The following is a 26,082-nucleotide window of genomic DNA, read 5'->3' on the forward strand; positions in this document are numbered from 1 at the left end:
GGATTTTTCTATGACGGACGGAACCAGCACCGATTGGAAAGAGTCTTCTTTGGCTCATTGGTATAATCAAAACATGCGCGGAGACATTGGCGGATATGCTGCCCTGTTTCGGTTTCACGCAAAAGACCGCGTTTTGGATTTAGGCTGTGGAGATGGCACTTTGTTGTCTATTGCCGCCGAGCAAGGGGCAGCCGTCACAGGTGTAGATATTTCCGATACACAATTATCCCTTACCCAAAAAGCCTTGTCCGGAAAAGAAAACGTCCTATTGATTAAAAAAACGCTACAGGAAATTGATTTCCCGGAAAACTGTTTTACCAAAATTTCCATTCGTAAGGCTATTCATCATTTAACCAATGACGAAAAAGGCAAATTGATTGACAAGATGCATCACTGGCTAGCACCCGGCGGAATAGTTATTATTGAAGATATGATTTTTTCTTTTGCTTTACATCGGGTGGAAGAAAATTTGCCTCTTATCGAAAAAGATGCCTCTTTGTACTACGGCGAAAAATGGCCTTCCTTTAAAAAAGCGTTCTTTACCACCGTGTACCAAGAACTTCCTTGTGATTTGGCACAAATGACACATCACTTGTTATTTACGGGATTTCATATAAAACAAATTATCCAACCCGTCTGTTTTACATCAACCATTATTGCTGAAAAATAATATGAAAAAATTTTTGACTCAAAGTAAAGGATGGGCATTAGTTATTGCCACTTTTGTTGTTGTTTTCTCTTTTAGCACCGTAGATCATGCCATCTCTCCTTTGGTGGAATGGTTAAGTTTTTTCTTTCACACCGGTGCAGAAAGAACTTTGTGGCTTATTTCTTCCTGTACTGCAGGTATTGTGCTCGGTTTATTTTTAGGACCGCAACTTTTAAAAACCTTTCGCATTTCTCAAGTTCTTTGGGCCAGCTTGTTGATGATGGTGGGAGGAATATGGGCTTTTGTCAGCATTCCCTTTTTTCCTGTTTCTTTACTAATTCGTCTTGTTTTCGGATTGGGAGCAGGTTTATTTAGCACCGTTTTATGGTGGCTGACATATGAAGCGATAGACAAACGTTTTTACCTTCCTATGATTATCGTTTTGACGGCCGCACGTCCAATGGCGGTGGCGGCAGGGGTTCCGTTGGTTTTGTACTCAAGTACTTTGCTTAATTGGCGGGTATCGTTTGCTATTACAGGTGTTTTAATTGCTCTGTTTTGCACCGCTTTTATTTTTACCGCTCCCCCTGATAATAAAGAAAAATCAAAATTCACCCTTATGGCTTTGTTCAAAACGTATCAAACGGCATGGAAAACACCTCATTTAAAAGATTTTTTTACCGCCATGTTGATTAACCGTTTGTGTTATTTTGGATTTTATTCCATGCTGGGATTATGGTTTATCGGTCATTATCAACTTTCAACACCTCAATTAGCACGCCCTTTGATGGCCATCGGCCTCTGCGAAACCATCATCAATTTTGTGGTGCCTGTATTGATGAAAATAGGACAAAAAAAATTATTTTATTTATCCCTTCTTTTTAATATTGTGTTTTTTGGTTTATTTGCATGGGGAGCCTTGCCGTTATGGGTCACTATTTTGTTCATCGGATTGTTTGCTATGACAGATCGCATTTATGGCATGTTGCTGCTTATTTTTATCCCTTCTATTTTCAAAGACTCCAAAGACCGCACCACCATCGGCAGTTTGGTGACTTTGGTTTCTTGGATGTCTTTGATGTTAATTTCATGGATAGAGGGAAGTTTTTTAGAAAGCATAGGACTAAAAAACATGGCGGTCCTTTTGTTAGTATTTTTGGCTATCAGCTTTGCGCTATATATCAAAATGCTACGTAAAACTATTTTTTCTTCGAACAGCATTTCCAACAACACATAATCTCTTGCCAACAAACCCCCGTAGATTAACGAATATAAAAACGCCCTTTGAGCAAACTGCAAAGGGCGTTTTTACATCTTATTATACAAGCAAACTTGTAGCACATTATACCTTTCAAATCCTAATCAAGGTCAAGCGGTTTGCCTATGCTCTTATAAAAAAACCCACACTAGGTGGGTTTTCAAATGGTGGGCAGTACAGGATTTGAACCTGTGACCTTCCGCGTGTGAGGCGGACGCGCTACCACTGCGCCAACTGCCCGTCTGTAAATATTATAGCAAAAATTATAGTTTTATTTCTTTTTTTCTTTGAATCTTGTGCGTATCTCCGTCAATTTTATGATAAGATAAAACTATACTTTTCTGGAGAATATTATGTTTAAAAAAATTACAGCGCAAGACTACGCCCCTATCAACAATGCCTGTCTGCTTATTCTGGCAGGTACTGCGCTTACTTGGATTTTGATTTATGCCAAAACGGTACTGATGCCTTTTGTGATTGCCGTTTTCTTCTACATTGTACTTAACACTATTGCAGCATGGATACAAAAAAAATGGCAAATTCCTCATTTGCTGGGTGTTGTTTTAGGAGTATGTCTGTTCTTAGGAGTGGCAGGATTGTCTATTGCCTTTGTATCCAACTCCATCTCCTCCTTTGTGGACGGAGCCAATTCTTACGCAGGCAAATTAAATGACACCATCTCTTGGTTCTTGTATAACGCAAGCAAACTTGGTGTTAAAATCAATTCCGAATTTATTTCTGACACCATCAACAAACTTCCTTTGCTGAATATGGCCAAAAGCATGGGAGGAGGCGTGATGTCCTTTGTCTCTAATACAATGTTGGTTTGTTTGTTCTTAATTTTCTTATTTATGGGCAGGTCCAATGATGAAAAAAATTCTTTGGCTTCCTCCATCGAACAACAAATCTCCTATTATTTAATTATCAAAATTCTGGTTTCTTTATTAGCCGCCGCAGTCACGTGGGTTATTTTAACCATCATTGGTACGGAGTTGGCGTTCATGTTTGCAGTGCTGACTTTTGTACTTAATTTTATCCCCAATATCGGGCCTTTTTTCGCCACCGCCTTACCGGCCCCTGTTTTATTTTTACAGTATGGAATAGATTGGCATTTGATCGTAGGAATCAGTTTGCTGATTGCGGCACATTTTGTGATTGGAAATATTCTGGAAACCAAATGGCTGGGTAAAGGCATGGATTTAAATCCGGTCGTAGTAATTGCTTCCTTAATCTTTTGGGCCTTGGTTTGGGGGGCAGTGGGAGCACTGCTTGCCGTTCCTTTAACCTCTATTACCAAAATGATTTTGGAACGCAGCGAACCGACTAAACCCTTTGCCGATTTATTAGCCGGTCGTTTGCCGTTTAAATAACTATGAAAAAATTGTCTCCCTGGTTTTTTATTCCTTCTCTTTATTTTTTAGAGGGATTACCTTACGTGCTTATAAACGTTGTATCGGGTGCGCTTTATACCAAGATGGGCATACCCAATGACGTCTTTGTTTTTTGGACCGGTTTTTTGTACCTTCCTTGGACTTTAAAAATGTTTTGGAGTCCTTTAATAGACGGCTATAGCACCAAACGTCGTTGGCTTTTGTGGGGCCAATTTTTGGCGGCTGTCATTTTCTCTTTTGTAGCCTTTTCTTTGAGTTGGAATTGTTTTTTTACCGCTTCGTTATTAGGTTTTGCCGTAGGAGCCTTTGTTTCTGCCACGTGTGATATCGCTACCGACGGCTACTATATGCTTTCTCTTTCTGCTAATCAACAGGGATATTTCGTTGGCATTCGCACCATTTTTTACCGCTTGGCTATGATTTTTGGCGGTGGCACACTGCTGATGATTATCGGTTCTTGGGAAAAACAAACCGCTAATATTGTGCTTGCATGGAAATGGGGTTTGCTGTTAATAGCAGGCCTTTTTGTTGTATTGGGCTTATATCATGTATGGCTTTTGCCTCGTCCCGATTCTGACCGTCCGGCCATGGCTTCTTCTCAAGGGAAAATGGCTTTTACAGAGGCATTCAAAACTTATTTTTCTCAAAAAAATATCGGATACATCCTTCTCTTTATTTTATTTTACCGATTAGGAGATGCTTTCCTGGAAAAAATTATCACCCCCTTTTTGATTGGCCCTGTAGACAGCGGTGCTTTGGGGTTGTCTACCGCGCAACTTGGTTTTATTAAGGGCACGTTGGGTTTGGGTGCCATTATTGCAGGCAATTTGGCAGGAGGGTGGCTATTGGGAAAATACGGATTTAAAAAATGCATTTGGCCTTTTGCTTTCATCTTAATTTTGCCTAATTTCTTTTACGCTTATATGGCTTGGGCCAAACCCGGTATTGCTGTTATATCAGGATTAATTGCTTTGGAACATTTAGGCAATGGGCTTGCCATGATGGCTTTTTCTATTTTTATTATGTACGTTTCTCAAGGGCCGTACAAAACTTCCCATTATGCTATTTCCACCGGCATTATGGCTTTGGGAATGATGCTTCCCTCTATGCTTTCAGGCAAAATGCAAGTAGCGCTGGGATATGAGGCTTTTTTTGCGCTTTGTGCTATTTTCAGTTTAATTACTCTGGCCATTGTACCGCTTACCTTTAAAATTAAATCCATCGAAGAAACTGAAAAACTTTTTCGAGAAAACAAAGCATCTATAGGAGAGATGGACTAATGTCTAAAATCCGCTTAATTCCCACCGAAACAGTAAATATGCATACGCAGAAATTAGGCCAATCTTCAGTCAAGCAAATCGCACACCTGATTAATGCAGAAGATTTTAATGCTGCACGCGCTGTAAAAAAAGCGGCTGATTCTATCAGCCAAACTATTCAGTTGGCAGCGGAAACTTTTTTAAACGGCGGAAAAATTATTTTCATCGGAGCCGGGACCAGCGGTAGGTTAGGAGTATTGGAAGCGGCAGAATGTGTGCCTACTTTCGGCACCAAACCCTCACAAATTATAGGCATTATCGCCGGCGGGAAAAAAGCCATGTTTCGCTCTCAAGAAGGGGCTGAAGACGACACCATGCAAGGGTGTAAAGATATTTTAAAAGTTGCCAAAGAGAAAGATTTGGTTATCGGGTTAACTGCCAGCGGTATTACTCCCTACGTATTAGCCGCTTTAAAACAAGCCAAATCTATCGGAGCACAAACAGTTCTGCTGGCTTGTAATCAACAGGCAGATATATCCTTTGCCGATATTTTTATTTTCTTAGATACAGGAGCAGAAGCACTAAACGGATCCACCCGTATGAAGGCCGGCACCGCCACCAAAATGGCTTTAAATGCCATTTCCACCGGAGCGATGGCACGCGCCGGAAAAGTATACGGCAATCTAATGATAGATGTGCAACCCACCAATCAAAAACTCATTGGGCGGGCCATACGCCTTATTTGTACTATTGCTCAAACAGACGAAAAAACGGCTGAAAAGTTGCTTTATTCTTCCGGCAAAAGCGTTAAAACGGCCATTGTCATGCATTTAAAAAAACTCAACAAAAAACAAGCAGAAAAACTTATCAAGAAACATCATGGTTTTTTGGAAGGAGCCTTACGTGAGTCATAAAAAAATCATATTAGGGCTTATGAGTGGCACCAGTTGCGACGGTTTAACCGTTTGCGCTGTTCTTCCTCACCCGTTTAAAATTCTCGGTTTTAAAAACTATCCTTATACTACAGCTTTACAAAAAAGATTGCTTCTCGCGTCGCAATGCCAAGCGGCAGAACTTTCTTCTTTGCACTTTGAACTTGGCAAATTGTATGCGCAAAAAACGCTTTTATTTTTAAAACAATTTCGCTTTAAAAAAGAAGATATTTTTGCCGTCGGCATGCATGGACAAACCGTTTATCATGGTCCAAACGATGCACAACCAAACACGTTGCAAATTGCAGAGCCTTCTTTTTTGGCCGAAGCATTAGGACGGCCTGTAGTGAGTAATTTTAGAGAAAGAGATATTGTGTCGGGTGGAGAAGGAGCCCCTTTGATTCCTTTTTTTGATGAGTATTTATTTGGGAAATCAGCACCCAAAATATTACTCAATTTAGGCGGCATCTCTAATATTTCTGTTGTGGGAAAAGGCGTAAAAACACAAGGGTTTGATTGTGGTCCGGCTAATACGCTGATGGACTTGGCCTGCGAAAAATTTTTAAACATTCCCTTTGATAAAAATGGTGCTTTAGCCATGCAAGGCAAACCCAATTTCTCCCTTATCAAAAAACTTTTAAAGCAATCCTATTTCTCTGCAAAACCACCCAAAAGTTTAGATAAGAATCAATTTGGCAAAGCCTATTTAGAAAAATATTTTTCTGCTTATTCTGCTAAAAATATATATGATTTATTGGCCACTTTAAACCTTTTTACGGCAGCCGCCGTAGCAGATGCCATTGAGCGTTTTGTTCCTAAAAAACTGCAAAAAGAAATTATTGTTTCCGGCGGAGGAACTTACAATAAAACATTGCTGTTAAATTTGCAAAAACAAACAGGAATCCCTGTTAAAACATCGTCTCAAATCGGCATCGACCCTCAAGCCAAAGAAGCAGCTGCTTTTGCCGTAATGGCTTGGCTTACCTTGCAACGCAAAAGCAACCATTGTCCGCAAGCAACGGGAGCGAAGAAAAAAGTTATCTTGGGAAGGATTACTTTATGAATGTTAACCGTTTGATTTATCCTGGTTTCTGGTTTGGAAAAACAAAAAAAGAAGAAGCCTTAGAACTGGCCAAACGCGGAGTAGGTGGCTTTTGTATTTATGGCGGCACACGCCAAAGCGTACAGGATTTAGTTAAGCAACTGAAAGAAGCCTCCCCTTTAAAACATCTATTTTTTTGCGCCGATTATGAAGACGGATTAGGCAAATGGATAGAAGGAGAAGATTGGGTTTTATCCAATATGGCAATAGGCGCTTGCCGGAACCAAGAAATCGCTTATCAAAAAGGCCTTACTTTGGCACGAGAAGCGCGAGAAATAGGTATAGATTGGGTGTTTGCTCCGGTTCTGGATTTATGCGATGAGCCAACAAACCCCATTGTAAACACACGCTCTTTTGGTAGTGTTGCTCAACACGTAGCCTCCTTAGGTAAGGCTTTATGTCAGGGGCTTTCTGACGGTGGGGTGTTAAATAGCATCAAGCATTTTCCCGGTCATGGAAGAACGACGCAAGACTCACATTTGGTATTGCCCGTTTTAGAACGAACCCTCCAAGAATTGGAAGAAAACGAATTGATCCCTTTTCAATCTTGTCTTGAACAGGCCGATAGTGTAATGGTGGGGCATTTGTTGCTGCCGACATTAGACAGACAAAATCCGGCTTCTTTATCTAAAAAAATTATTTCTGGTTTGTTAAAAGAAAAAATGGGTTTTGAAAAACTCATTTTTACCGATGCCCTATGCATGAAAGCCATCGGAGAAGAAAAGCAAGCCGCATTGCAAGCCTTACACGCAGGAGCGCATATTTTGCTCAGCGCAGAAGACTCATTGTCTTTGTCTGACTTTTTACAACAACAAAGCGGATTGTCGGAAATTATCACCCAATCTGTTTATCTTCAAGAAAAAGCTTCTCAACAGTTAACCCCCGTCAAAACCGGTCTTCATCCGCGTCACTTCAACCGCTCTTATGCCGCCTCATGCGCCGTATATCAAGGGGAACCCGTCGCTCTTTCCGCAGGAGATACAGTGGCTTATTTAGAATTGGGAAACGAAGAAAACCTAGCCGCTAAGGCCTTTACAGAAACTTTGCTAAAACAAGGAATACTGCTCAAAAAAGCAGGAGAAAAGGCCGATTATTTAATGGTTGTATCTTTTTCTAATTACAAAGCCTTCAAAGGACATATTAATTTGTCTGATAAAGAAAAAGAAATATTGCAATATTGGAGTCAGAAATATTCTTCTTGTTTTGTGAGTTTCGGCAGCCCTTTCGGCACAGAAAACATTGATGCGTTAAAAGCACGATTGTTCCTTTTCTCTCCAGCTCAAGAAGCACAAATTTGCGCGGCAGAAATATTGTTGGGAAAACAAAAACCCAAAGGGATTTGCCCCTTTGGGTCTTCGCAATAAGATTTCATTAATATTGTGTTTTATCTTCTTTAGCCGTCCACTCTTTAAACGGTTCTTCTTGTGTATCTAGCACAATGCGCAGCGTTTTTATTTGACGTTGTTCTTTAGGAACAGCGATCTCATCGTAGATAAATTTATCATCAAACCCATGCTTGGCAGCGGTATGCTGGTCTGCTGCAAAATATAAGGCTTTGGGTCTGGCCCAATATATAGCCCCCAAACACATAGGACAAGGCTCACAAGAAGAATAAATAATACAATCTTTCAACTCAAAAGAACTCAACTTCGCACAGGCCTGACGAATGGCAGAAACTTCCGCATGCATGGTAGGGTCATTGGTTGCTAATACTTGGTTGCTGGCGCGGGCAATAATTTCTCCGTCCTTTACAATAACGGCACCAAACGGCCCTCCGCGACCGGTGCCCACATTTTCCTGTGCTAACCTAACCGCTTCGGCTAAAAACTTTTTATGTTGTTGCATTTCTTTTTCTTCCATAAAATCTCCTTGTTTATGCCCCTATATTATACACTTTTCGCCTTAAAAAACCATTTTTTTCGTGCCGTTTCTGATATTGTCTATCCGTTTGTCTTCTTTTAATATAAAGCGGTTGTTCCCTGCGGTAATAAAAGAAAAATCTTTTCCCCTGATTTGATAAGACAAACAGTCTCTGTCACCTGTATAACCGCGATTTTGCCATAATTTCTTTTCTCTGTTTAAAAGCAAACCCCATTGGGCCTTCACCGTTATATCCCCCAGCACCTGTTCTTCTTGTGGCCAAATGTTCGAAAAAGCAATTATTACTTCTTGCACATCAATATACTTTTTTAGTTTTTCCACTTCTTGCATCTGAGCAGAAATATTTTGATTTATCAACACAGCATCTAACTTTTTACTTCCGGCTTTTAGTAGGGCTTTTGCCAGTTTTTCTCCGTCTATTTCTGCACCGATTAATATGTATTTGCCAGTGGAAGAAGACAGCAAAATACTGTTTTTATTCCAATCATTCAAAAGCCATAATTTGTTGTGAGAGAAACAACTTTCTTGCAATATAAAAATCAAAAAGATACCAAACAAAACAGGTTTATAAATTCTTTTGACAAACTCCCTCTGCGGTAAATGAAAAAGCAAAAAAAGCCCTGCATAATAAATAACAATGCTTCCCATTCTCCATGCGGGGACCACCATCGAAGAAAAAGAACCCTGCCCGAAAAACAAAACCAAACTTTTAAACAACCACAAAGAAAATCCCATCAAAGGTTTTAATAACCAACCAAGATGCAAACACGAAAACGCATAAAACAAAAAACTAACTGCCATCAAAAAAGAGGCAAAAGGCACCAAAAGCATATTAGCAAAGAGGCTCATCCAAGAAACTTTATAAAACACATTGGTAAAAATAGGAAAAAGAGCCAACTGCGCGCTTAAAGTGGCCAAAAAGATTTGAGAAAAAAAGCGCAACCAACGAGGACATTGATAAGAAATATCATAATTATTTAAACAAACCACAATACCCAATGTGGCCAAAAAAGACATTTGAAAACCCGTTTCAAACAAAGAGCAAGGATTAAAAATCAAAATCACCAAACAAGACAGAATTAAACCCTGAAAAACACCACTGTTTCTGTGCAAAATATATCCTAACACCGTACAGACAGACATAAAATAAGCCCTCGTCAGCGGAGCATCAGCACCGGCAATCATGGTATAGATGCCCGCTATAAACAAAGCAATAAAGGCAGTTTTTCGTCTGCTTAAAGAAAACAAACCGCAAAAGGCAAAAACCATCCACGTGACAAAAGCCACATTTCCTCCTGAAGCCACCAACAAATGAATAGCTCCGCTATCTTGAAAAGCCATATATAAGACAGGGTCTATTTGCGTTTTCTCTCCCAGCAAAACTCCGCTGGCGATAGCAGCTAAATCAGCAGGAAAATTCTGCTCAAAAACATTTAAAATATCTTGTCGAAAATTATAAATCCACTGATACAAAAGAGGCGTTTTTTGCAATACATGATATTGAGATACTTTGATTTCAGCAAAAATATTTTTATGGGCTAAGTATTGCCCCCAATCAAAATTACCAAGCAAAGAAACAGTATACGGTTTTTGAAGTTTCCCCGTTAATTGTAATGTCTGTTTCCAAGCGGGAAAATCTTGAGGAAAACGAGCATAAACATATCCTTGCGTTTTCTGGCCATTAGCGGAATATACTTTTAAGATAGCGGTGGCAGAGTGAGATTTAACAGTCGGAAAACTGTCTACTTGCGCCGTCAAGGTAATGTCTGGTGAAGGTATAAAGGCAGAAATATCTTTCTTTGAGGGGTGCGGTTGATAGAAAAAAGACAAACAACAAATATAAAATATCAGCACCCACAAAAGAGGTCTTTTGTAGTGAGTATAGTGCATTAAATTTTAGTCCGGCCTTTTAAAGAATAGAGCAAAGTCATTTCATCTAAATAATCTAAATCTCCGCCTAAAGGAACCCCATATCCTATGCGGCTTACGCGCGGCACCATATCGCGCAACAAATCCGCCAGATACAAGGCGGTGGTTTCCCCTTCGGTGTCCGGATCAGTGGCAATAATAACCTCTTGGACGGGCACTTTGCTCTCTTGCAGACGGGTTAAAAGTTCCTTTATTTTCACATGCTCGGCCCCTTTTCCTTCCATCGGAGAAATAGCCCCATGCAATACATGATAAAGTCCTTTAAAAATACCTGTTTTTTCAATAATTTCAATATTCTGCGGGTCTTCTACTACACAAATAGAACTTGGGTCTCTGTCCGGATCGGAGCAAACTTCACAAAGATCCTTCTCGCTATAAGCATAACAAACAGAACATAACTTTACATCTTGTTTCATTGAAATTACCGCAGAAACAAATTCTTCCACCTCTCCCTGAGGAGCGCGTAAAAAATAGGCGGCAAACCGCTCAGCCTGTCTGGGGCCTACACCCGGCATTCTGCGCAACGCACGAACTAAGCGGTCCAAACTTTGCATACTAGCCCAGCACCTCTCCACCTATTACATCTAAAATACCCTTTAATTCTTCCGGCACTTCCGTTAAAGTTGTTTCTGCTTCGGCTAAATCAGAAAAATCCGCTTTTACAAAAGGCTCCTCTTGGCTGATAAGTTCTTTGTTTACAGAACTTTCCTCCCTCGTCTGAGTAGCTACAGGTTTAGGAGTTTGTTTTGTTTGCATGATCGCAGGCTTTGCCTCAGCAGTAGAAGCTGTTTGAGCAATTTCAAAACGAATTTTCCGCCCGCTTAATGCAAAAGCCTTTTTTTCCAATTCCGGCAATTTGGTTTGCGCCGGTACTTTATAAAATTCCTTCCCTGCACCAAAACTAATGGTCCATTGGTCTTGCTCAAAACGAACGGAGCAATTGGTCATTACATCATAAACAAAAGGACTCTTTTCAAATTCCTTAAGCAGGGCTTTCCACAAAGCATTGTTATCGGTAATTTTAGCGGCTGGTTTTTCTGGCAAAGGGGTTGTTGCTTGTTTTTGCAGCGCAGGAGAAACTGCCGCTGAAAAAGAGGTTTTGGCTTCTTTTGGTTCCGAAAAAGTTGTCTTTCTGACGGCAGAGACTTTCTGTGCCTGTTTTTCAAAATTGGAAATACCACCGGCAGGAGGTGTTTTATTGCCGCAGTCCTTTTCTCCACGTTCCAATGCTTCCAAACGACGGATAAAACCTTCTATATCAAAACAACTTTCCATAATAGTAAACAGCCCTACTTCAGCGCTGATTAACGCATTATCAGAAAATTTTACTTCCTCCGCCAGCTTGTTTATTTTGCGAGACAAAGAGGCTAACAATCCGGCCGAAGTGATTTTGTTAATCTGTTCAGCCCCTTCAAAAGGCACTCCTCCTTGCCCTAAAGAAAAATAAAATAATTCGCCCAAAGCATTTTTTAAATCTTTCAAAAAAGAATTTGCATCAAAACCTTCTGCGCGTAAAGTCTCAAATGCCGCATGCAAAGAGGTATTGTCTTTTTTGATCAAAGCGGTAATCGTTTGATTGAGCAAATCTTGCGGGGTAAGGCCTAACATTTCCCCCACCAATTTATCATCTATTTTTCCGTCAGAATAGGCAATGGCTCTGTCCAATAAAGTCAACCCGTCACGCAAAGCACCGCCTGCATTTTTGGCAATAATGCGGGCTGCTTTTTCCGTTAAATCCAGCCCTTCTGCTTCTGCCAAATCCAATAAATGATTGGTTATCTCTTCCACCGTAATGGGGCGAAAACGAAACGTTTGGCAGCGGCTGGTAATCGTGGCCGGCACTTTATGTTTTTCTGTAGTTGCTAAAATGAAAACAACGTGGGCAGGCGGTTCTTCAATCGTCTTGAGCAACGCATTAAAAGAACTAGCGGAAAGCATATGTACTTCATCTAAAATAAAAACTTTAAAACGATCTCTGGAGGCCGCCAACGCCACCGTATCAATGATAGCCTCGCGTACTTTTTCCACTTGAGTATTAGAGGCGGCGTCCAATTCCAGCACGTCCATATCGGCGCTTTGAGAAATCTCTCTACATTGAGGACACTCCCCACAAGGTTCATCGGTAGGCTTACCGTTTCCGTTGCCGGTGCAGTTTAAGGCTTTTGCCAAGATACGGGCCGTCGTGGTTTTACCACAACCGCGTGGCCCATAAAACAAATAAGCATGGGCAATACGCCCCGATTTCAAGGCATTTTTTAATGTTTTGGAAATGCTTTCTTGTCCCACCATGTCTTCAAACTTTTGGGGACGATATTTATTGGCTAAACTGACATAAGACGTGTTTTCACTCATAAACTAACCTCTAAAAAAACGACGGGCTTGACGTTGGCTTCTTTTAAAATCCAAACTAATAGAGCCGGGCCCCAACAAACACAACGGGCAAAGTGCCGCTACTTGCAACATACATAAAACTACAAAAATTTTATTAGAGGCACCCACAAAAAACACCACACTGCATATCAGCCCAATCAGCAACGACAACATGGCATTCACGCGTGTGTACCAACCCAATAAAAGAAACAACCCTAAAAACAATTCAATAACCACTAAAGCAAAAGATAAAGGTACCACAAAAGGAAAACCCAATGCATTGGCATTTACCAAAAATTCACGCCAATAGAGCAAACTGCCTAAAGCTAAATAAATCATAGATACCCCTGTAAAAAAACGACAAAAAAACATCGCTTTGGAGAAAGCCCTTTCATCAATATTACAATGCAATTTCACATCTGGCATTAGTTTAGACATATTTTATCTTCCTTAAAATTTGGTACTAGCCGATAACGAGAAATAAGTTTTTCTTTGGTCTTTATGGTTTTGTTCAAAAATTTCAACGCCGCCTGTTAATGTCGTATCCTTTATTGTTAATGCCAGCCCTCCCGCTACGGAAACTGTATAATCGCTGCCCAACAAATATTTATAACGCGAATAGACAAGATACGGCGTAATCCACTTGGTCCGATAGGCCACACGCGCAGCGGCAATATCACGCACAAACCCTTGTACCACTGCCGTCATGAACGGAATTTCCGTCCAGTTAGAAGCCACTTCTTCTCTAGGCTTATCACTATATTTTATCACTTTATCATAGCGTGCTTGCACAAAAAATCGTTCCAACTCAGCCCCTGCTTCCAATGCAGCGGCATTTGCGACGGTTCTAAATATATACCCCAAAGGTTCCCCTGTGGCATAGGAATCAATTCTATAACGGGCTTGCCCCACATTTAATTTAACATAAGGGTTTTGAAAAATACCGCAATGATAGCACAAGGTATATTTGGCTCCTGCTCCATAGGCTACCTCCTGAAAACCTAACCGTTCAGGGATATATTCCGCTCCGACGGCTATCAACAGATTATCGCTCCATTCATATTGTAAATTTAAGGCAAATTTAGTGGTTGCACCGGATTGATCTTCTTCGCGGTCGCTCATGCGGTAATAACCGACGGTAGGACGTAAAATAACCCCATTATCCAAATCTAATTTATAATCTCCGCGCATGGCGGCATAGCCGTTATCTCCGTTTACTGCAGCAAAATGGAGCTGCCCGTAGCAACAAGCTAACGGGCAGACCATTAAAACCAAGAGTAATACAACTTTGAAGCGAAACATTATTTTTTAGCTTTAGCTTCTTTGGCTTTCAAAGCAGCAATCTTTTTGTCTTCATCTTGTAAGAATTTGACATAGTTGGTTGCTTTGCGTTTTTTCCACGCACCTTTGTGATAACCGTAACCGATGATCAACGGAATCAAGGTCGTGCATTCGCCATAAACCATTTGTTCCAAGGCGGTGGAAACTTTACCCCAAGAAGAAGCTTCTTTCAAGGTAGAACCGGACAAGGCACCATCGCGTTCATCGGCTACGGTGATTTGTACGGCATATTTGTGCATCGGACAATCGGCTCCCAAAATTTCGGCAGCTACTACGGTATCTTGAGCAAAGTTCTTCGGCACGCCGCCAGAGAACATCATCAAGCCGGTTTCTTTGGCTTTCATTTTGATTTTGGTGAGTTCCAAGAAATCTTTAGCACTATCGATAGATACGTGAGCGGTCGGGTGTTCGGTTTGGTGAGCTACAAAACCGAAACCGGCAGAACAGTCGGAGAAAGCCGGTACAAATACGGGTACACCATATTTGTAAGCATTATAGACCACACTGTCTTTGCCTTTTTTGTTTTGTTCCAACCATTTACCCATTTCCCAGATAAATTCGCGGGAAGAGTACGGGCGGGGTTCTAATTCTTCACAGATTTGGTGAATGGTTTCATCGCAGACTTTCAATTCATCTTCGTTGATGTAGGTATCGTAGATGCGGTCAATGTGTAAGTCGCGCAAAAGGTTGTCATCAGCGTTGTGAGGGGTGCCCAAATAGTGTTTATAACCTAAAGCTTCAAAGAAGTCTTGGTCTACAATGTTGGCGCCGTTAGAAACGATAGCATCCACCATTTTGTTTTGGATCATGTCTACAATAATTTTTTTCAAACCAGCAGAAATCAAAGAACCGGCGATACATAAAATAACGGAGCAGTTCTTATCAGAGAGCATCTGATGATAAATTTTGCTGGCGCGAGCCAAGTCGCGGGAAGAATACGCCATAGATTCAAAGGCCTCTACCATAGGAACAACATTATATTTTTTCATATCAATGTGTTTAATGGTGGCTTTGAGGAAGTCTTTTTGCGTGAGTTTTGCCATTTTTTTCTTACACCTCGTATGGTTGATTTTTTGCGCCCAAAAAGACGCGTTTTTTCTTTCCGATTTCTCGTAATATAAATTATATGAAAAATAAATCTTTTTTCATAGTAAAATATAAGAAATTAAGGATAAAAATTTTTCATCAAAAATTAAGCACGCAAAAAAGGAGATTTTATGTATCCCGAAATTCAAAAACAAGACCCCGAAGTTTTTGCCGCTATTTCTTCTGAATTAAACCGTCAACGTCATAAATTAGAACTGATCGCTTCTGAAAATTTTACTTCTTTGGCTGTTATGCAGGCGCAAGGCTCTGTGCTTACCAATAAATACGCCGAAGGGTATCCTGCCAAACGTTATTATGGCGGTTGCGAACATGTAGACACGGTGGAAAATTTGGCCATTGAACGCGCCAAAAAGATTTTCGGCGCGGAGCATGCCAATGTACAACCTCACTCCGGTGCACAAGCCAATATGGCGGTGTACTTTGCTTTGCTTCAACCGGGAGATACCGTCTTAGGCTTGAACCTTTCTCACGGGGGTCACTTAACGCACGGACACCCGATGAACTTTTCGGGCAAACTTTACAATATTGTAGCCATGAATGTGCGCCAAGATACCGAAGAAATAGATTATGAAGAAGCCGCCCGACTGGCTCAAGAACACAAACCCAAACTGATTTTTGCCGGAGCGTCCAACTATTCCCGCGTGTTTGATTGGAAAAAATTGCGTGAAATTGCTGACTCTTGCGGTGCTTATTTAGCCTGTGATGTGGCTCATTATGCAGGGCTTATCGCTGCCGGAGAATATCCCAACCCCGTACCATTTGCAGATGTTGTGACAACCACTACCCATAAAACATTGCGTGGTCCGCGCGGTGGGTTGATTTTGTGCAAAGAAAGTTTAGCCAAAGCTATCAACTCTTCTGTATTTCCGGGAGTGCAAGGCGGGCCTTTGATGCATGTTATAGCGGCTAAAGCCGTCTGCTTTGGGGAAGCCTTAACTCCGCAGTTTAAAGCATATCAACATCAAGTAATGCTCAATGCAAAAACATTGGCAAAGGCTTTGCAAGAAAAGGGATACCGCTTAGTGGCCGGTGGCACAGATAGTCATGTAATGTGCTTAGATCTACGTGCCAAAGGGATTACCGGAAAAGTGGCAGAAGCGGCTTTGGACAAAGCAGGCATTACCGCTAATAAAAATACGATTCCCTTTGACCCTGAAAAACCCTTTGTCACCAGTGGTCTGCGCATCGGTACGCCTGCCATTACCTCGCGCGGTATGAAAGAAGAAGATATGGCATACGTAGCAGACTTTATCGACCGAGCTATTGCTCATCACGACGATGATGCTTATCTGGCAGGCGTGGCCCAAGAAGTGGAAAATTTCTTAGAAAAATTTCCGCTTTATCCAAGTTTAGGATAAAAACTAAAATCCCGCTCAAAAGAGCGGGATTTTTTATTGTTCTACAGGTACAAGATCTATTGCCACATTTTGTCTATCAAGTGTTTTTGCTCCCGGGAAAAATAGACCAATAACAGGAAATATAAACAAAATAGTACCTACAATATCAAGGATTCCTGTAGTACTAATTTCATTGTCAATAGAACTATATCCCGGATAATATCCTTTTGCCTTTACCATAATTTGAACATCTCTATTTCTTTTAGCACTAAATTCTGCATGATTTCCGCGACCGATTAATTCTCCGTTTGCATAAATTTCCGCTGTAGGAGTAGCCGTCATTACCGTCACTCTTTGACGGGAACCTACAAACGCAGAGCAACCTGTTAGGTAACTAATCATTAAAAAAATTGCTACTAATTTCTTCATTTTTTTCTCCTTTTAAAGTTTTCTAGTAATAATTATACCAAAACTCATTTGGGTAAAGGCTGAGCGTAAAAGCAACATAGGAGAAAACTTTATGTTTTCTCCTATGTGCGAAATCTAAACAACTGTAAAAGCCGTTAATAAAACAAGCCGTTATTACTTCACCATCACAAACGGCATATCTCCGCTGCCCATATAATGCGGCATTCTGCCGTCCCATTTTTCAATGGCTTTGAGTTGCGCTTCCACTTGGCGGAGTTTAATCAAATTGTCGGATACTACTTCCCTTTGCAAGCGCAAAGATTTGGCTTCCGCTTCGGCCTGCAAAATTTTTTGTTCTGCTTCTTTTTTCACTTTTTCCACTAAATTGGTGGCGCGTTTGGCTTCTTGCTCGGCAATTTGTTTTTCTTCTACTGCTTTTAAAAACTGCGGAGAAAACTCAAAATTGGTAATAGCAATATCGGACACGATAACTTGTTTTTCTTTCATCTTTTCTTTCAAGATTTGGTCCAATTCTTTGGCCACTTGTACGCGGTTAGAAATCAAACTATCGGCAGAATATTTGGCAATAACGGCTTTGGTCCATTCTTCCACCATTGGGCGCAAAATGGTGTTGGTATAGTCCGGCCCCAAGTTGCGATAAATGGAAATGATGGTTTCGGGCATAATGCGGTGATTAATAGCCAAGCGAAGACCTACCGTCTGCAAATCTTTTGAAAAGGCTTCCGTATCAAAAGAATCTTTTTTAATACGTACGGAAAATTTTTCCACCTTATCAATCAAAGGCAGTTTCAGATGAAGTCCTTCGGTATAAGATCCCACCAACTTACCAAAGCGAAGTTTCACTGCTACGCTACCGGCCGGCACCGTAAAATACGAGCCTAAAGCCACCACTATTAAAGCCAAAATAATAATGGGGGCAATATACTTCTTTACTTCTATTTTTTTTATCGTCACATTTTTCATAAATATTTCCTTGTTAGAATATATATAAAGATTAGATGTCGTAAGAGAAAATCTTACTTTCAAACGGTTTTAACTCTATGCTAAAACCTTGCTGTTGCATTTGTGCAGTAAAAGGCACTTCCGCTTTGGAGAATTCTTCTATCAAGGCTTTCCCTTCCCCACCGGCGGCTTTCAGTTTCAGATAGCATTTTACGGGCTTATCGCTATAATTAATCAGCACCGTAGAGGCTGTGTTCATTTGTTTCCATGTCCAACACAAAATATTACGGTAGCTTTCATCTTCTTCCGCCACCGGCCCAACGGAAGTTAAAGACCATTGACCGCCATGAAAAGCAGGTTTGGAAGCAATTTGTAAAAGTTTTTCGTAATAAGAACGAATTTGTTCATCCGGTTCAAATGTGGGATATATGTACTGAACGGGTACACGCGAAGGACGACCCAACATTTGATATAAATAAACCATGCGAGCACCGGGCAACGTGGCGATAATTGTGCTGGCCGCTAAGGATTTTTCCCGCCCAAAGGCCTTGATGGCATCTTCTTCATCATGGTTGGAAGTAAAGCGAATAGAACGCATTTGGAACAAATGCTCTGCACCTAAATGCCCTTTAATATTTTCGGGATTGGAAAAGCGAAGACGGTCGTAAAGCACTTTGTCATAGGTATAGTCAAAGCCCAATTCTTGGATTTCCCATTCCAAACCCCAATATACTTCTGCTATAAACGTAAACTGCGGATATAGGGCACGCACACTCTGCAAAGCCTCTGCCCAAAATTCAGTACGGGGCAACTCTCCTCCGATAAATTCCCACCAAGTATCCCGATGTACCTTGTTTAAGGAAAGCATGGCCATATCACACCGCACACCGTCGCACATATCTGCTACTTTGAGCAGATTTTTAATCATAAAATCACGCGTTTTAGGATTAAAATAGTTAAGTTGTGCCGTATCCGTCCATGGGGCGAAATAAGGATCTCTTCCATGTGCAATCCATTTGCCGTTTTCGGTTTTAAAAAACCAATCTCTATGCATATGCGGCTCATGGTCTGCCGTATTAATATATAAATCAGGATCGGAAGATACGAAAGGACAATCGATAGCGGTATGATTGGAAACAAAATCTAAAAATAAAGAAATGCCCATTTCGTTTAATTTTTGACGCAAAGCCTTTAAACTTTCGTTTCCGCCCAAATCTTCTGCTACTTCATAATCGTAAATAGCATAAGGAGAGGCAATAATATCTTCCGTTTTAAATTCTGGATTAACTTGACGGACTTGTTCTTTAATATCCGGATGAGAACGGGCAATTTCACCTGCTTGGGGACTTTGTTTCCACACACCCATCAACCAAATGGCATCAAACCCGCTCTTTTTAAAGGAAAGCCAATAATGTTCGGGGATTTCATGTAAAGCAAAATGCCGCCCATGATTGGCCTGTAAACGGGTCAACCATGCACGAGTATTAATTTCTAAAATATGCGGATTTGTCCTCATCATATATTCCCCAAATATTTTATAGCACTTTATAAGTAGATTGTAAAGTTTTTCATTGATTAAATCTACTTCTAAAAAACCCCGAGAAAACTCGGGGTTTTTGAAAGATTTTATTTATCTTCTTCGGCTTCTTCTTCGTCTTTGACCACCGGAGCGATACGAGCTATTTTGTCTCCTTCCTCCAGTTTCACCAGACGTACGCCCTGAGCATTGCGCCCGACAGAACGAATTTCTTCACAGCGGATACGAATCGTCATACCCTTTTCTGTGACGACCATTAAGTCTTTGGTTTCGTCTACCAGTTTAATACCCACTACTTCACCGTTGCGTTCGCTGGTTTTGATAGTAATCACACCCATACCGCCACGATGTTGGCGTCTATATTCACCAAAGCCGGTGCGTTTGCCGTATCCGTTTTCACAGACGGATAGCACATCCGGTTCTTGGCCTTGAGGTACTTGTTCCATCCCTACCACCAAGTCATCGGCTTGCAAGAAGATAGAGCGCACACCTTTGGCCGGACGGCCCATCGCACGCACTTGGTTTTCGTCAAAACGGATTGATTTGCCGTTCTTGGTGGCTACGATGATATCAGAGTTTCCATACGTCATTTGCACACTGATTAACACATCTCCTTCTTCCAATCCAATAGCAATAATACCCGTTTTGCGAATATTGGCAAATTCACCCAATTCCACGCGTTTAATCGTGCCCATGCGTGTACACATGGTTAAATAAGATTTTTCACCTTCGTTCTTTTTCGGATTAAAGTCCTCAATAGATACGGCAGAGGTCACTTTTTCTTCTCCGTTTAGTTGCAACAAGTTGACTAAGGCTTTACCCTTAGACATACGGTTGCCTTCCGGAATTTCAAAAGCACGCAAAGCAAATACGCGTCCGCGATTGGTAAACATCAAGATAGTGGCATGAGAAGAAGTAATAAACAAATGTTCCATAAAATCTTCTTCTTTGGTTTTTCCGCCGATAATTCCTTTTCCGCCTCTGTTTTGGCTCTTATAAGTGGAAAGAGGAATACGTTTGGCATAACCATCGTTAGAGATAGTGATCACCACATCTTCTTTTTCAATCAAATCTTCCATAGAGAATTCTGTCATATCCGGACCAATTTCCGTACGACGTTCATCTCCATAGTTCTTTTTGAGTTCTGCCAATTCCGAAACAATAATGTCCAAGATTTTTTGCGGATCAGCCAAAATACCTTGCAATTCGGCAATCAGTTTTAAAAGTTCCTTTTGTTCTTGCTCAATAGCCGCGCTGGACAATTGCGTAAGTTGATGCAAACGCATATCTAAAATGGCTTGAGCTTGAACTTCGGAAAGATTAAATTTGTTCATCAAAGCCAATTTTGCCGTTGGAACGTCTTGGGAGGAGCGGATAATGGCCACCACTTCGTCCATATTGGCAATGGCAATGAGTAAGCCAGACAAAATGTGTTCGCGGCGGATGGCTTTGTTCAAGTCAAATTTCGTGCGGTTGGTGACGATTTCTTGACGGTGTTTTACATAGGCTTTCATCACGTCTTTTAAAGACAAGATACGCGGACGACCATCTACAATGGCCAACATATTTACTGCAAAAGAAGTTTGAAGTTGCGTATGTTTGAATAAGTGATTAAGCACCACTTGGGCATTTCCGTCACGCTTTACTTCTATCACCAAGCGCATACCTCGACGGTCCGACTCATCGCGAATATCGGAAATATCAGTAATCTTTTTATCGCGAACCAAACCCACAATACTCTCAATCAAAGAAGTTTTATTCACCATGTAGGGGATTTCCGTCACTACAATGGCTTCACGTCCGCCTTTTCTTTCTTCAATTTCCGTTTTGGCTTGTACTTTTACACTACCGCGACCGGTTTCAAAATATTCGTAAATACCTCTGGTACCGCGAATAATAGCACCTGTAGGGAAGTCCGGTCCTTTAATGATTTTCATCATTTCTTTGGTGGTAATGGCCGGATTTTTGATATATTCAATAATGCCGTCACATACTTCGCCTAAATTGTGAGTAGGAATATTGGTAGCCATACCTACGGCAATACCGGAGGAACCGTTCACAAGCAAAGCAGGCACTTTGGCCGGCAAGACGGAAGGTTCTTCCAAAGATCCGTCATAGTTAGGAATCATTTTGACGGTATCTTTATCCAAATCGTTTAACATTTCATCAGAAATTTTTTGTAAACGACACTCTGTATAACGCATGGCGGCGGCGGAGTCACCATCGATAGAGCCGAAGTTTCCCTGTCCGTCTACTAACGGTTGACGAATAGAGAAATCCTGTGCCATACGTACTAAGGTATCATATACGGCTGTATCGCCGTGCGGGTGATATTTACCGAGTACGTCACCTACGACACGGGCGGATTTTTTATAGGGTTTATTATATTTTAAACCCATTTCATTCATAGAATAAAGCACACGGCGGTGTACCGGTTTCAAACCGTCACGTACATCCGGCAAAGCACGCCCCACAATTACGCTCATAGCATAATCAATGTAATAAGAACGCATCTCATGTGCAATATCGCGTTGTTGAATATTACCAAACAAATCTACATTTGTTTCTTGCGGCTCTTGCACCGCACCCGTCAATTCTTCGCTCATTGTTTATAAGCTCCTGTAAAACGTTTAAAATCTTCCCCCGCTCGATGAGAGAGCGGGGTTTTATTAAATATCTAAGTTCTTTACTTCTAACGCATGCGATTGAATAAAATCGCGGCGCGGCTCTACTTTATCACCCATTAACATTGTGAAAGCATGTTCGGTATCCGCTACGTCATTAATTTTCACTTGAATGAGTTTGCGTTTGGCAGGATCCATCGTAGTTTCCCATAATTGTTCGGGGTTCATTTCACCCAAACCTTTATAACGCTGAATAGTAGCACCAGAAGAAGCGGCATCTTTTACGGCTTTTAAAAGCTCTACCAAACTAAACACCATTGTGGTATTTTTTCCGCTGGCAACGGTAAAGAGCGGAGTGATGCGTTCTTTTTCGTTTTCAATTCTGGGGTATTGTGCAAAAGAATAACCAAAACTTTCCAATTTCTTTTCACAAGCCAACAATTTACCGAATTCAAACAGACTTTGGTGTTCCGGTTGTAAACCTTCATCATCAATGGTTTGTATATCTACACCGTCCGCCATCATTTCTTCTTTCTTTTCTAAAACATATTGATCGGCATAGGTTTGATATTCAGACTCTTCAAAGAAATAGCGATAGCCACCGCTTTGTAAAGGAATGCGATATACCGGCACACGACCTTCGGCCAAGAAGGCTTGGAAATCTTGCAAGGTAATATTTTTGATTTCCAACGTAGCCAATACATCTTCTATATCACGTAATACTTTAAGCAAATCTCTAAGTTGATCGTGATTAATAACAACGCCTTCTTTGTTGTTTACCGTCACAGTAGCTAAACCTTCTTTCATTAGCCACTGTTGCATTTGTTCTTCGGTTTGTAAGTATTGTTCAGATTTTCCTTTCTTTACTTTATACAAAGGAGGTTGAGCCAAGTATACGTGTCCGGCTTCAATTAACGGACGCAGTTGGCGATAGAAGAAAGTTAAAAGTAAGGTAGAGATATGTTGTCCGTCTACATCAGCATCAGCCATCAAAATAATTTTGTGATAGCGAAGTTTGGTAATATCAAAACCACCTTCTCCTTCACCTACACCTGTACCTACGGCAGCAATTAAATCACGCACCGTATCGCTGGAGAGAATTTTCACCAAAGGTGCTTTTTCTACGTTCAAGATTTTACCGCGCAACGGTAAAATGGCTTGAAATACGCGGTCACGCCCTTGTTTGGCAGAACCACCGGCAGAATCACCTTCTACCAAGAAGATTTCGCATTTTGCGCTGTCTTTTTCTTGACAATCGGCCAATTTCCCCGGTAAACCGCCACCTTCAAAAGCCCCTTTACGACGGGTTAAGTCACGTGCTTTTCTGGCGGCTTCGCGCGCTACAGCAGCATTTATACATTTTTCACAAATGGCACGAGCCGTTTTCGGGTTTTCTTCAAAGAAAGTGGATAAAGTTTCGCTAACAATAGAGCGGACTACACCTTCAATTTCAGAGTTTCCTAATTTAGTTTTCGTCTGTCCTTCAAATTGAGGATGAGGAATTTTAACAGATAGTACAGCTGTTAAACCTTCTTTAATATCATCACCGCCGACAGATACGTCTTTGTGTTGTTTAGATAAATTATTACTCTTAATATATTCATTAATCAAACGAGTCAAAGAAGATCTAAAACCTGTTAAGTGCGTACCGCCTTCAATGGTATTAATGTTATTAACGAAAGAAAACACGTTTTCACTGTATCCTTCGTTATATTGAATAGCAAAAGATACATAATTATCCCCGATAGTCTTAGTTAAATAGATAGGTTCGGGATTAATAACGGTTTTATTGGTATTTAAATATTTGGCAAATTGAGAAATACCGCCTTCATAATGGAATGTGACCGTTTTTGCTTCACCACGTTCATCTGTAAAAATAATTTTTACACCTGCATTTAAGAAAGCTAACTCACGTAAACGATTTGCAATCGTTTCATATACAAAAGCCACTTCTCCGAAAATTTCTTTATCGGCATGGAAGGTCACTTTGGTACCATGTTCTTGCGTAGTACCTACTTCCTCTACTTTCGTCATGGCTTTACCGCGTTTATACAACTGACGATAAATTTTACCGTTTTTCTTTACTTGTACTTCTGTTTCTTCAGACAAAGCGTTCACACAAGATACACCTACCCCGTGTAAACCACCGGATACTTTATAAGCACCGCTGTCAAATTTACCGCCGGCGTGAAGAACAGTCATTACTACTTCCAAAGCGCTTTTTTGGCGAAGTTTAGGATCTTTGGCACCCGTCATCAAATCCACCGGAATACCGCGTCCGTCATCTTCTACAGAACAAGTCATATCATCTTTAATAGTGACTTTAATAGTAGTGGCACCACCGGCTAAAATTTCGTCTACGGAGTTATCCACAACCTCATAGACCAAGTGATGCAAACCCGGCAGTCCTGTAGAACCTATATACATAGCAGGACGTTTACGTACTGCTTCTAAACCTTCTAAAACTTGAATTTTAGATGAGTCATACTGCTTCTTTTCTTCTTCACTCATTACTGGCTCCTAGATCCTTCACAATTTCTATTTTTTCAATCCATGGCTTGTCAAAATATTTATTTAATTCTTTTATAAGTCCGTCTCGACGACCTATTAATTCATTTCTAGCCACAGACAAACGTACTGATATATACAATGTATTGTCTTTTACAGCCGTTAATTTCCAAAATTTTTCCTTATCCGCTACCAACCTTGTCCACACATGGTCTAAAATCATCAGTTTATTTAATTTGGAATTTAATTTATTATATTTTCCATTTAATTCTGATGTTTTTTTCCATATTTCCTTAGGTTTAGCACCGAATTTCACTTATATCCTCACCGGCATAATGACGTATTTTAATTCTTCATTTTCCACCGGTTCAATAAGTACCGGTTGAGAAGCATTAACAAAAGAGAAATTTACTTTCTCACTACCTACATTTTTTAGTACATCAATAATATATTGAGGATTAAAAGCGCAATCAAAAGCTTCTTGCGTATATTCAATAGGTAATTCGTCGGTAAATTCCATATTTTGAGATGTAGAAGAAATAGTCATAGTATTATTTTCTATATGAAATTTGACAGTTTTTCCAAACTCACCCGAACATAAAGCCGCGCGACGAGTAGAAGCTAATAACTCTTTGGTAAAAACATCAAAAGATATGTTTTTCTTATTAGGAATTACTTGTTTGTAGTTTGGAAAATTCCCTTCAATCAAACGAGAAATAAAGGTAGTTTCATTCATTTGAAAACTAACTTGATTAGAAGCTACATTCACATGAATTTGAGTATCTTTATCCGGTTTAGCTAAAGAGATAAAACGAACTACTTCATTTAAAATTTTAGTAGGAATAATAATTTTAAATTCACCGGAATCCGGTAAAGCAGCATGAGAAGCTACTGCCAAACGTCCACCATCGGTAGCAACTACTTCAAATTTTTCAGCGGTATTACTCCATAAAAGGCCGTTTAAAATATAACGAGTTTCCTGTGTAGAAGCAGAAAAGGCCGTTTTATCTATCATATTTTGTAATGCTAAAGGACTTAATACCATGCTGCCTGTTTTTTCAATTTCGGGAATGGCCGGATATTCTGATTTAGGAGTACCTATAACCCAAAATTTACTTTTACCAGATTTAATATGAAATTTATTATTTTCACCGGTATAGAGATTAATTTCTTTACCGTCAGGAAGATTTTTAATAATATCAGAAAAATCCTTCATCGGTACAGTTATACTTCCTTCTTCTTCAATCTCAGCAGAAATATAATGTACAGTGGCCATTTCCATATCAGTACGAACTAATTTTAATTTGTTTTCCTGAGTTTCAATTAAAAAGTTATGCAAAATGGGCAACGTAGTACGGGAAGATGAACCCGTAGAAATAACCTGAATACCTTCCAAAAGAGTTTCTTTAGTAATATTTATTTTCATATTCTTATTATTCCTATTATATGTCCTGTTGATGGTGTGGATTTTGTTAATTTATCTATA

22 protein-coding genes and 1 tRNA gene are annotated in these 26,082 nt (G+C 40.4%); 8 read left to right on the forward strand and 15 right to left on the reverse strand.

All coding sequences use genetic code 11. The features are described from left to right. The first annotated feature begins 10 nt into the window (after positions 1-10). Positions 11-670, forward strand: coding sequence for a class I SAM-dependent methyltransferase (locus tag IKL48_03615; GenBank protein ID MBR3603753.1), 660 nt, complete (start codon positions 11-13; stop codon positions 668-670). Between the two features lies 1 nt (position 671). Further along, positions 672-1,886, forward strand: coding sequence for an MFS transporter (locus IKL48_03620; GenBank protein MBR3603754.1), 1,215 nt, complete (start codon positions 672-674; stop codon positions 1,884-1,886). Between the two features lie 186 nt (positions 1,887-2,072). On the opposite strand, the gene IKL48_03625 is transcribed toward IKL48_03620, so the two are convergent. After that, positions 2,073-2,147 (reverse strand) — tRNA-Val (locus IKL48_03625). Between the two features lie 113 nt (positions 2,148-2,260). On the opposite strand from IKL48_03625, the gene IKL48_03630 reads away from it, so the two are divergent. The 5 genes from IKL48_03630 to IKL48_03650 are packed head-to-tail and all read left to right on the forward strand — an operon-like array spanning position 2,261 to position 7,955. Then, a complete protein-coding gene (locus tag IKL48_03630) occupies positions 2,261-3,277 on the forward strand; it encodes an AI-2E family transporter (GenBank protein MBR3603755.1) in 1,017 nt (338 codons plus the stop codon). A gap of 2 nt (positions 3,278-3,279) precedes the next feature. Continuing rightward, a complete protein-coding gene (locus IKL48_03635) occupies positions 3,280-4,578 on the forward strand; it encodes an MFS transporter (GenBank protein ID MBR3603756.1) in 1,299 nt (432 codons plus the stop codon). Then, positions 4,578-5,471, forward strand: a complete 894-nt coding sequence (gene murQ, locus IKL48_03640) for an N-acetylmuramic acid 6-phosphate etherase (GenBank protein ID MBR3603757.1) — start codon at positions 4,578-4,580, stop codon at positions 5,469-5,471. Before IKL48_03635 ends, murQ begins: the two co-directional genes overlap by 1 nt. Then, positions 5,461-6,552 carry an anhydro-N-acetylmuramic acid kinase gene (locus IKL48_03645; protein MBR3603758.1) on the forward strand — a complete coding sequence of 364 codons (1,092 nt, stop codon included), beginning with the start codon at positions 5,461-5,463 and terminating at the stop codon, positions 6,550-6,552. Before murQ ends, IKL48_03645 begins: the two co-directional genes overlap by 11 nt. Next, positions 6,549-7,955: a hypothetical protein gene (locus IKL48_03650; GenBank protein ID MBR3603759.1), complete on the forward strand. Its 1,407-nt coding sequence runs from the start codon at positions 6,549-6,551 to the stop codon at positions 7,953-7,955. Before IKL48_03645 ends, IKL48_03650 begins: the two co-directional genes overlap by 4 nt. A gap of 7 nt (positions 7,956-7,962) precedes the next feature. On the opposite strand, the gene IKL48_03655 is transcribed toward IKL48_03650, so the two are convergent. The 7 genes from IKL48_03655 to IKL48_03685 are packed head-to-tail and all read right to left on the reverse strand — an operon-like array spanning position 7,963 to position 15,155. Then, complete coding sequence (locus IKL48_03655) at positions 7,963-8,436, reverse strand: nucleoside deaminase (protein ID MBR3603760.1); 474 nt, start codon at positions 8,434-8,436, stop codon at positions 7,963-7,965. A gap of 57 nt (positions 8,437-8,493) precedes the next feature. Continuing rightward, positions 8,494-10,362 (reverse strand): ComEC family competence protein, encoded by a 1,869-nt coding sequence (locus tag IKL48_03660; protein MBR3603761.1) that lies wholly within the window; start codon positions 10,360-10,362, stop codon positions 8,494-8,496. After that, complete coding sequence (recR, locus tag IKL48_03665; GenBank protein ID MBR3603762.1) at positions 10,362-10,955, reverse strand: recombination protein RecR; 594 nt, start codon at positions 10,953-10,955, stop codon at positions 10,362-10,364. Before recR ends, IKL48_03660 begins: the two co-directional genes overlap by 1 nt. A 1-nt stretch (position 10,956) precedes the next feature. Next, a complete protein-coding gene (gene dnaX, locus IKL48_03670; GenBank protein MBR3603763.1) occupies positions 10,957-12,753 on the reverse strand; it encodes a DNA polymerase III subunit gamma/tau in 1,797 nt (598 codons plus the stop codon). Between the two features lie 3 nt (positions 12,754-12,756). Further along, positions 12,757-13,209 (reverse strand): DoxX family membrane protein, encoded by a 453-nt coding sequence (locus IKL48_03675; protein ID MBR3603764.1) that lies wholly within the window; start codon positions 13,207-13,209, stop codon positions 12,757-12,759. Positions 13,210-13,221: 12 nt separating this feature from the next. Further along, positions 13,222-14,073 (reverse strand): hypothetical protein, encoded by an 852-nt coding sequence (locus IKL48_03680; GenBank protein ID MBR3603765.1) that lies wholly within the window; start codon positions 14,071-14,073, stop codon positions 13,222-13,224. After that, complete coding sequence (locus IKL48_03685) at positions 14,073-15,155, reverse strand: deoxyhypusine synthase (protein MBR3603766.1); 1,083 nt, start codon at positions 15,153-15,155, stop codon at positions 14,073-14,075. The genes IKL48_03680 and IKL48_03685 overlap by 1 nt, the downstream gene beginning before the upstream one ends. Positions 15,156-15,329: 174 nt before the next feature. Between IKL48_03685 and IKL48_03690 the strand changes: the two genes are divergently transcribed. After that, entirely contained in the window at positions 15,330-16,577 is a 1,248-nt protein-coding gene (locus IKL48_03690; GenBank protein ID MBR3603767.1) for a serine hydroxymethyltransferase, read from the forward strand. Between the two features lie 33 nt (positions 16,578-16,610). On the opposite strand, the gene IKL48_03695 is transcribed toward IKL48_03690, so the two are convergent. From IKL48_03695 to dnaN, 7 genes are all read right to left on the reverse strand, one after another. Then, positions 16,611-16,985 carry a hypothetical protein gene (locus IKL48_03695; GenBank protein MBR3603768.1) on the reverse strand — a complete coding sequence of 125 codons (375 nt, stop codon included), beginning with the start codon at positions 16,983-16,985 and terminating at the stop codon, positions 16,611-16,613. Between the two features lie 153 nt (positions 16,986-17,138). Then, complete coding sequence (locus IKL48_03700; GenBank protein ID MBR3603769.1) at positions 17,139-17,948, reverse strand: prohibitin family protein; 810 nt, start codon at positions 17,946-17,948, stop codon at positions 17,139-17,141. Between the two features lie 31 nt (positions 17,949-17,979). Further along, entirely contained in the window at positions 17,980-19,446 is a 1,467-nt protein-coding gene (locus IKL48_03705; GenBank protein ID MBR3603770.1) for a hypothetical protein, read from the reverse strand. A 107-nt stretch (positions 19,447-19,553) separates the two neighbouring features. After that, complete coding sequence (gene gyrA, locus IKL48_03710; GenBank protein ID MBR3603771.1) at positions 19,554-22,070, reverse strand: DNA gyrase subunit A; 2,517 nt, start codon at positions 22,068-22,070, stop codon at positions 19,554-19,556. Between the two features lie 63 nt (positions 22,071-22,133). Further along, complete coding sequence (gene gyrB / locus IKL48_03715; GenBank protein MBR3603772.1) at positions 22,134-24,599, reverse strand: DNA topoisomerase (ATP-hydrolyzing) subunit B; 2,466 nt, start codon at positions 24,597-24,599, stop codon at positions 22,134-22,136. Beyond that, positions 24,592-24,912 carry a DUF721 domain-containing protein gene (locus tag IKL48_03720; protein MBR3603773.1) on the reverse strand — a complete coding sequence of 107 codons (321 nt, stop codon included), beginning with the start codon at positions 24,910-24,912 and terminating at the stop codon, positions 24,592-24,594. The genes gyrB and IKL48_03720 overlap by 8 nt, the downstream gene beginning before the upstream one ends. Further along, complete coding sequence (gene dnaN, locus IKL48_03725; protein MBR3603774.1) at positions 24,913-26,022, reverse strand: DNA polymerase III subunit beta; 1,110 nt, start codon at positions 26,020-26,022, stop codon at positions 24,913-24,915. Positions 26,023-26,082: the final 60 nt, after the last annotated feature.

The sequence above is a fragment of the Elusimicrobiaceae bacterium genome, assembly GCA_017520185.1.
Taxonomy (GTDB): Bacteria; Elusimicrobiota; Elusimicrobia; order Elusimicrobiales; family Elusimicrobiaceae; genus Avelusimicrobium.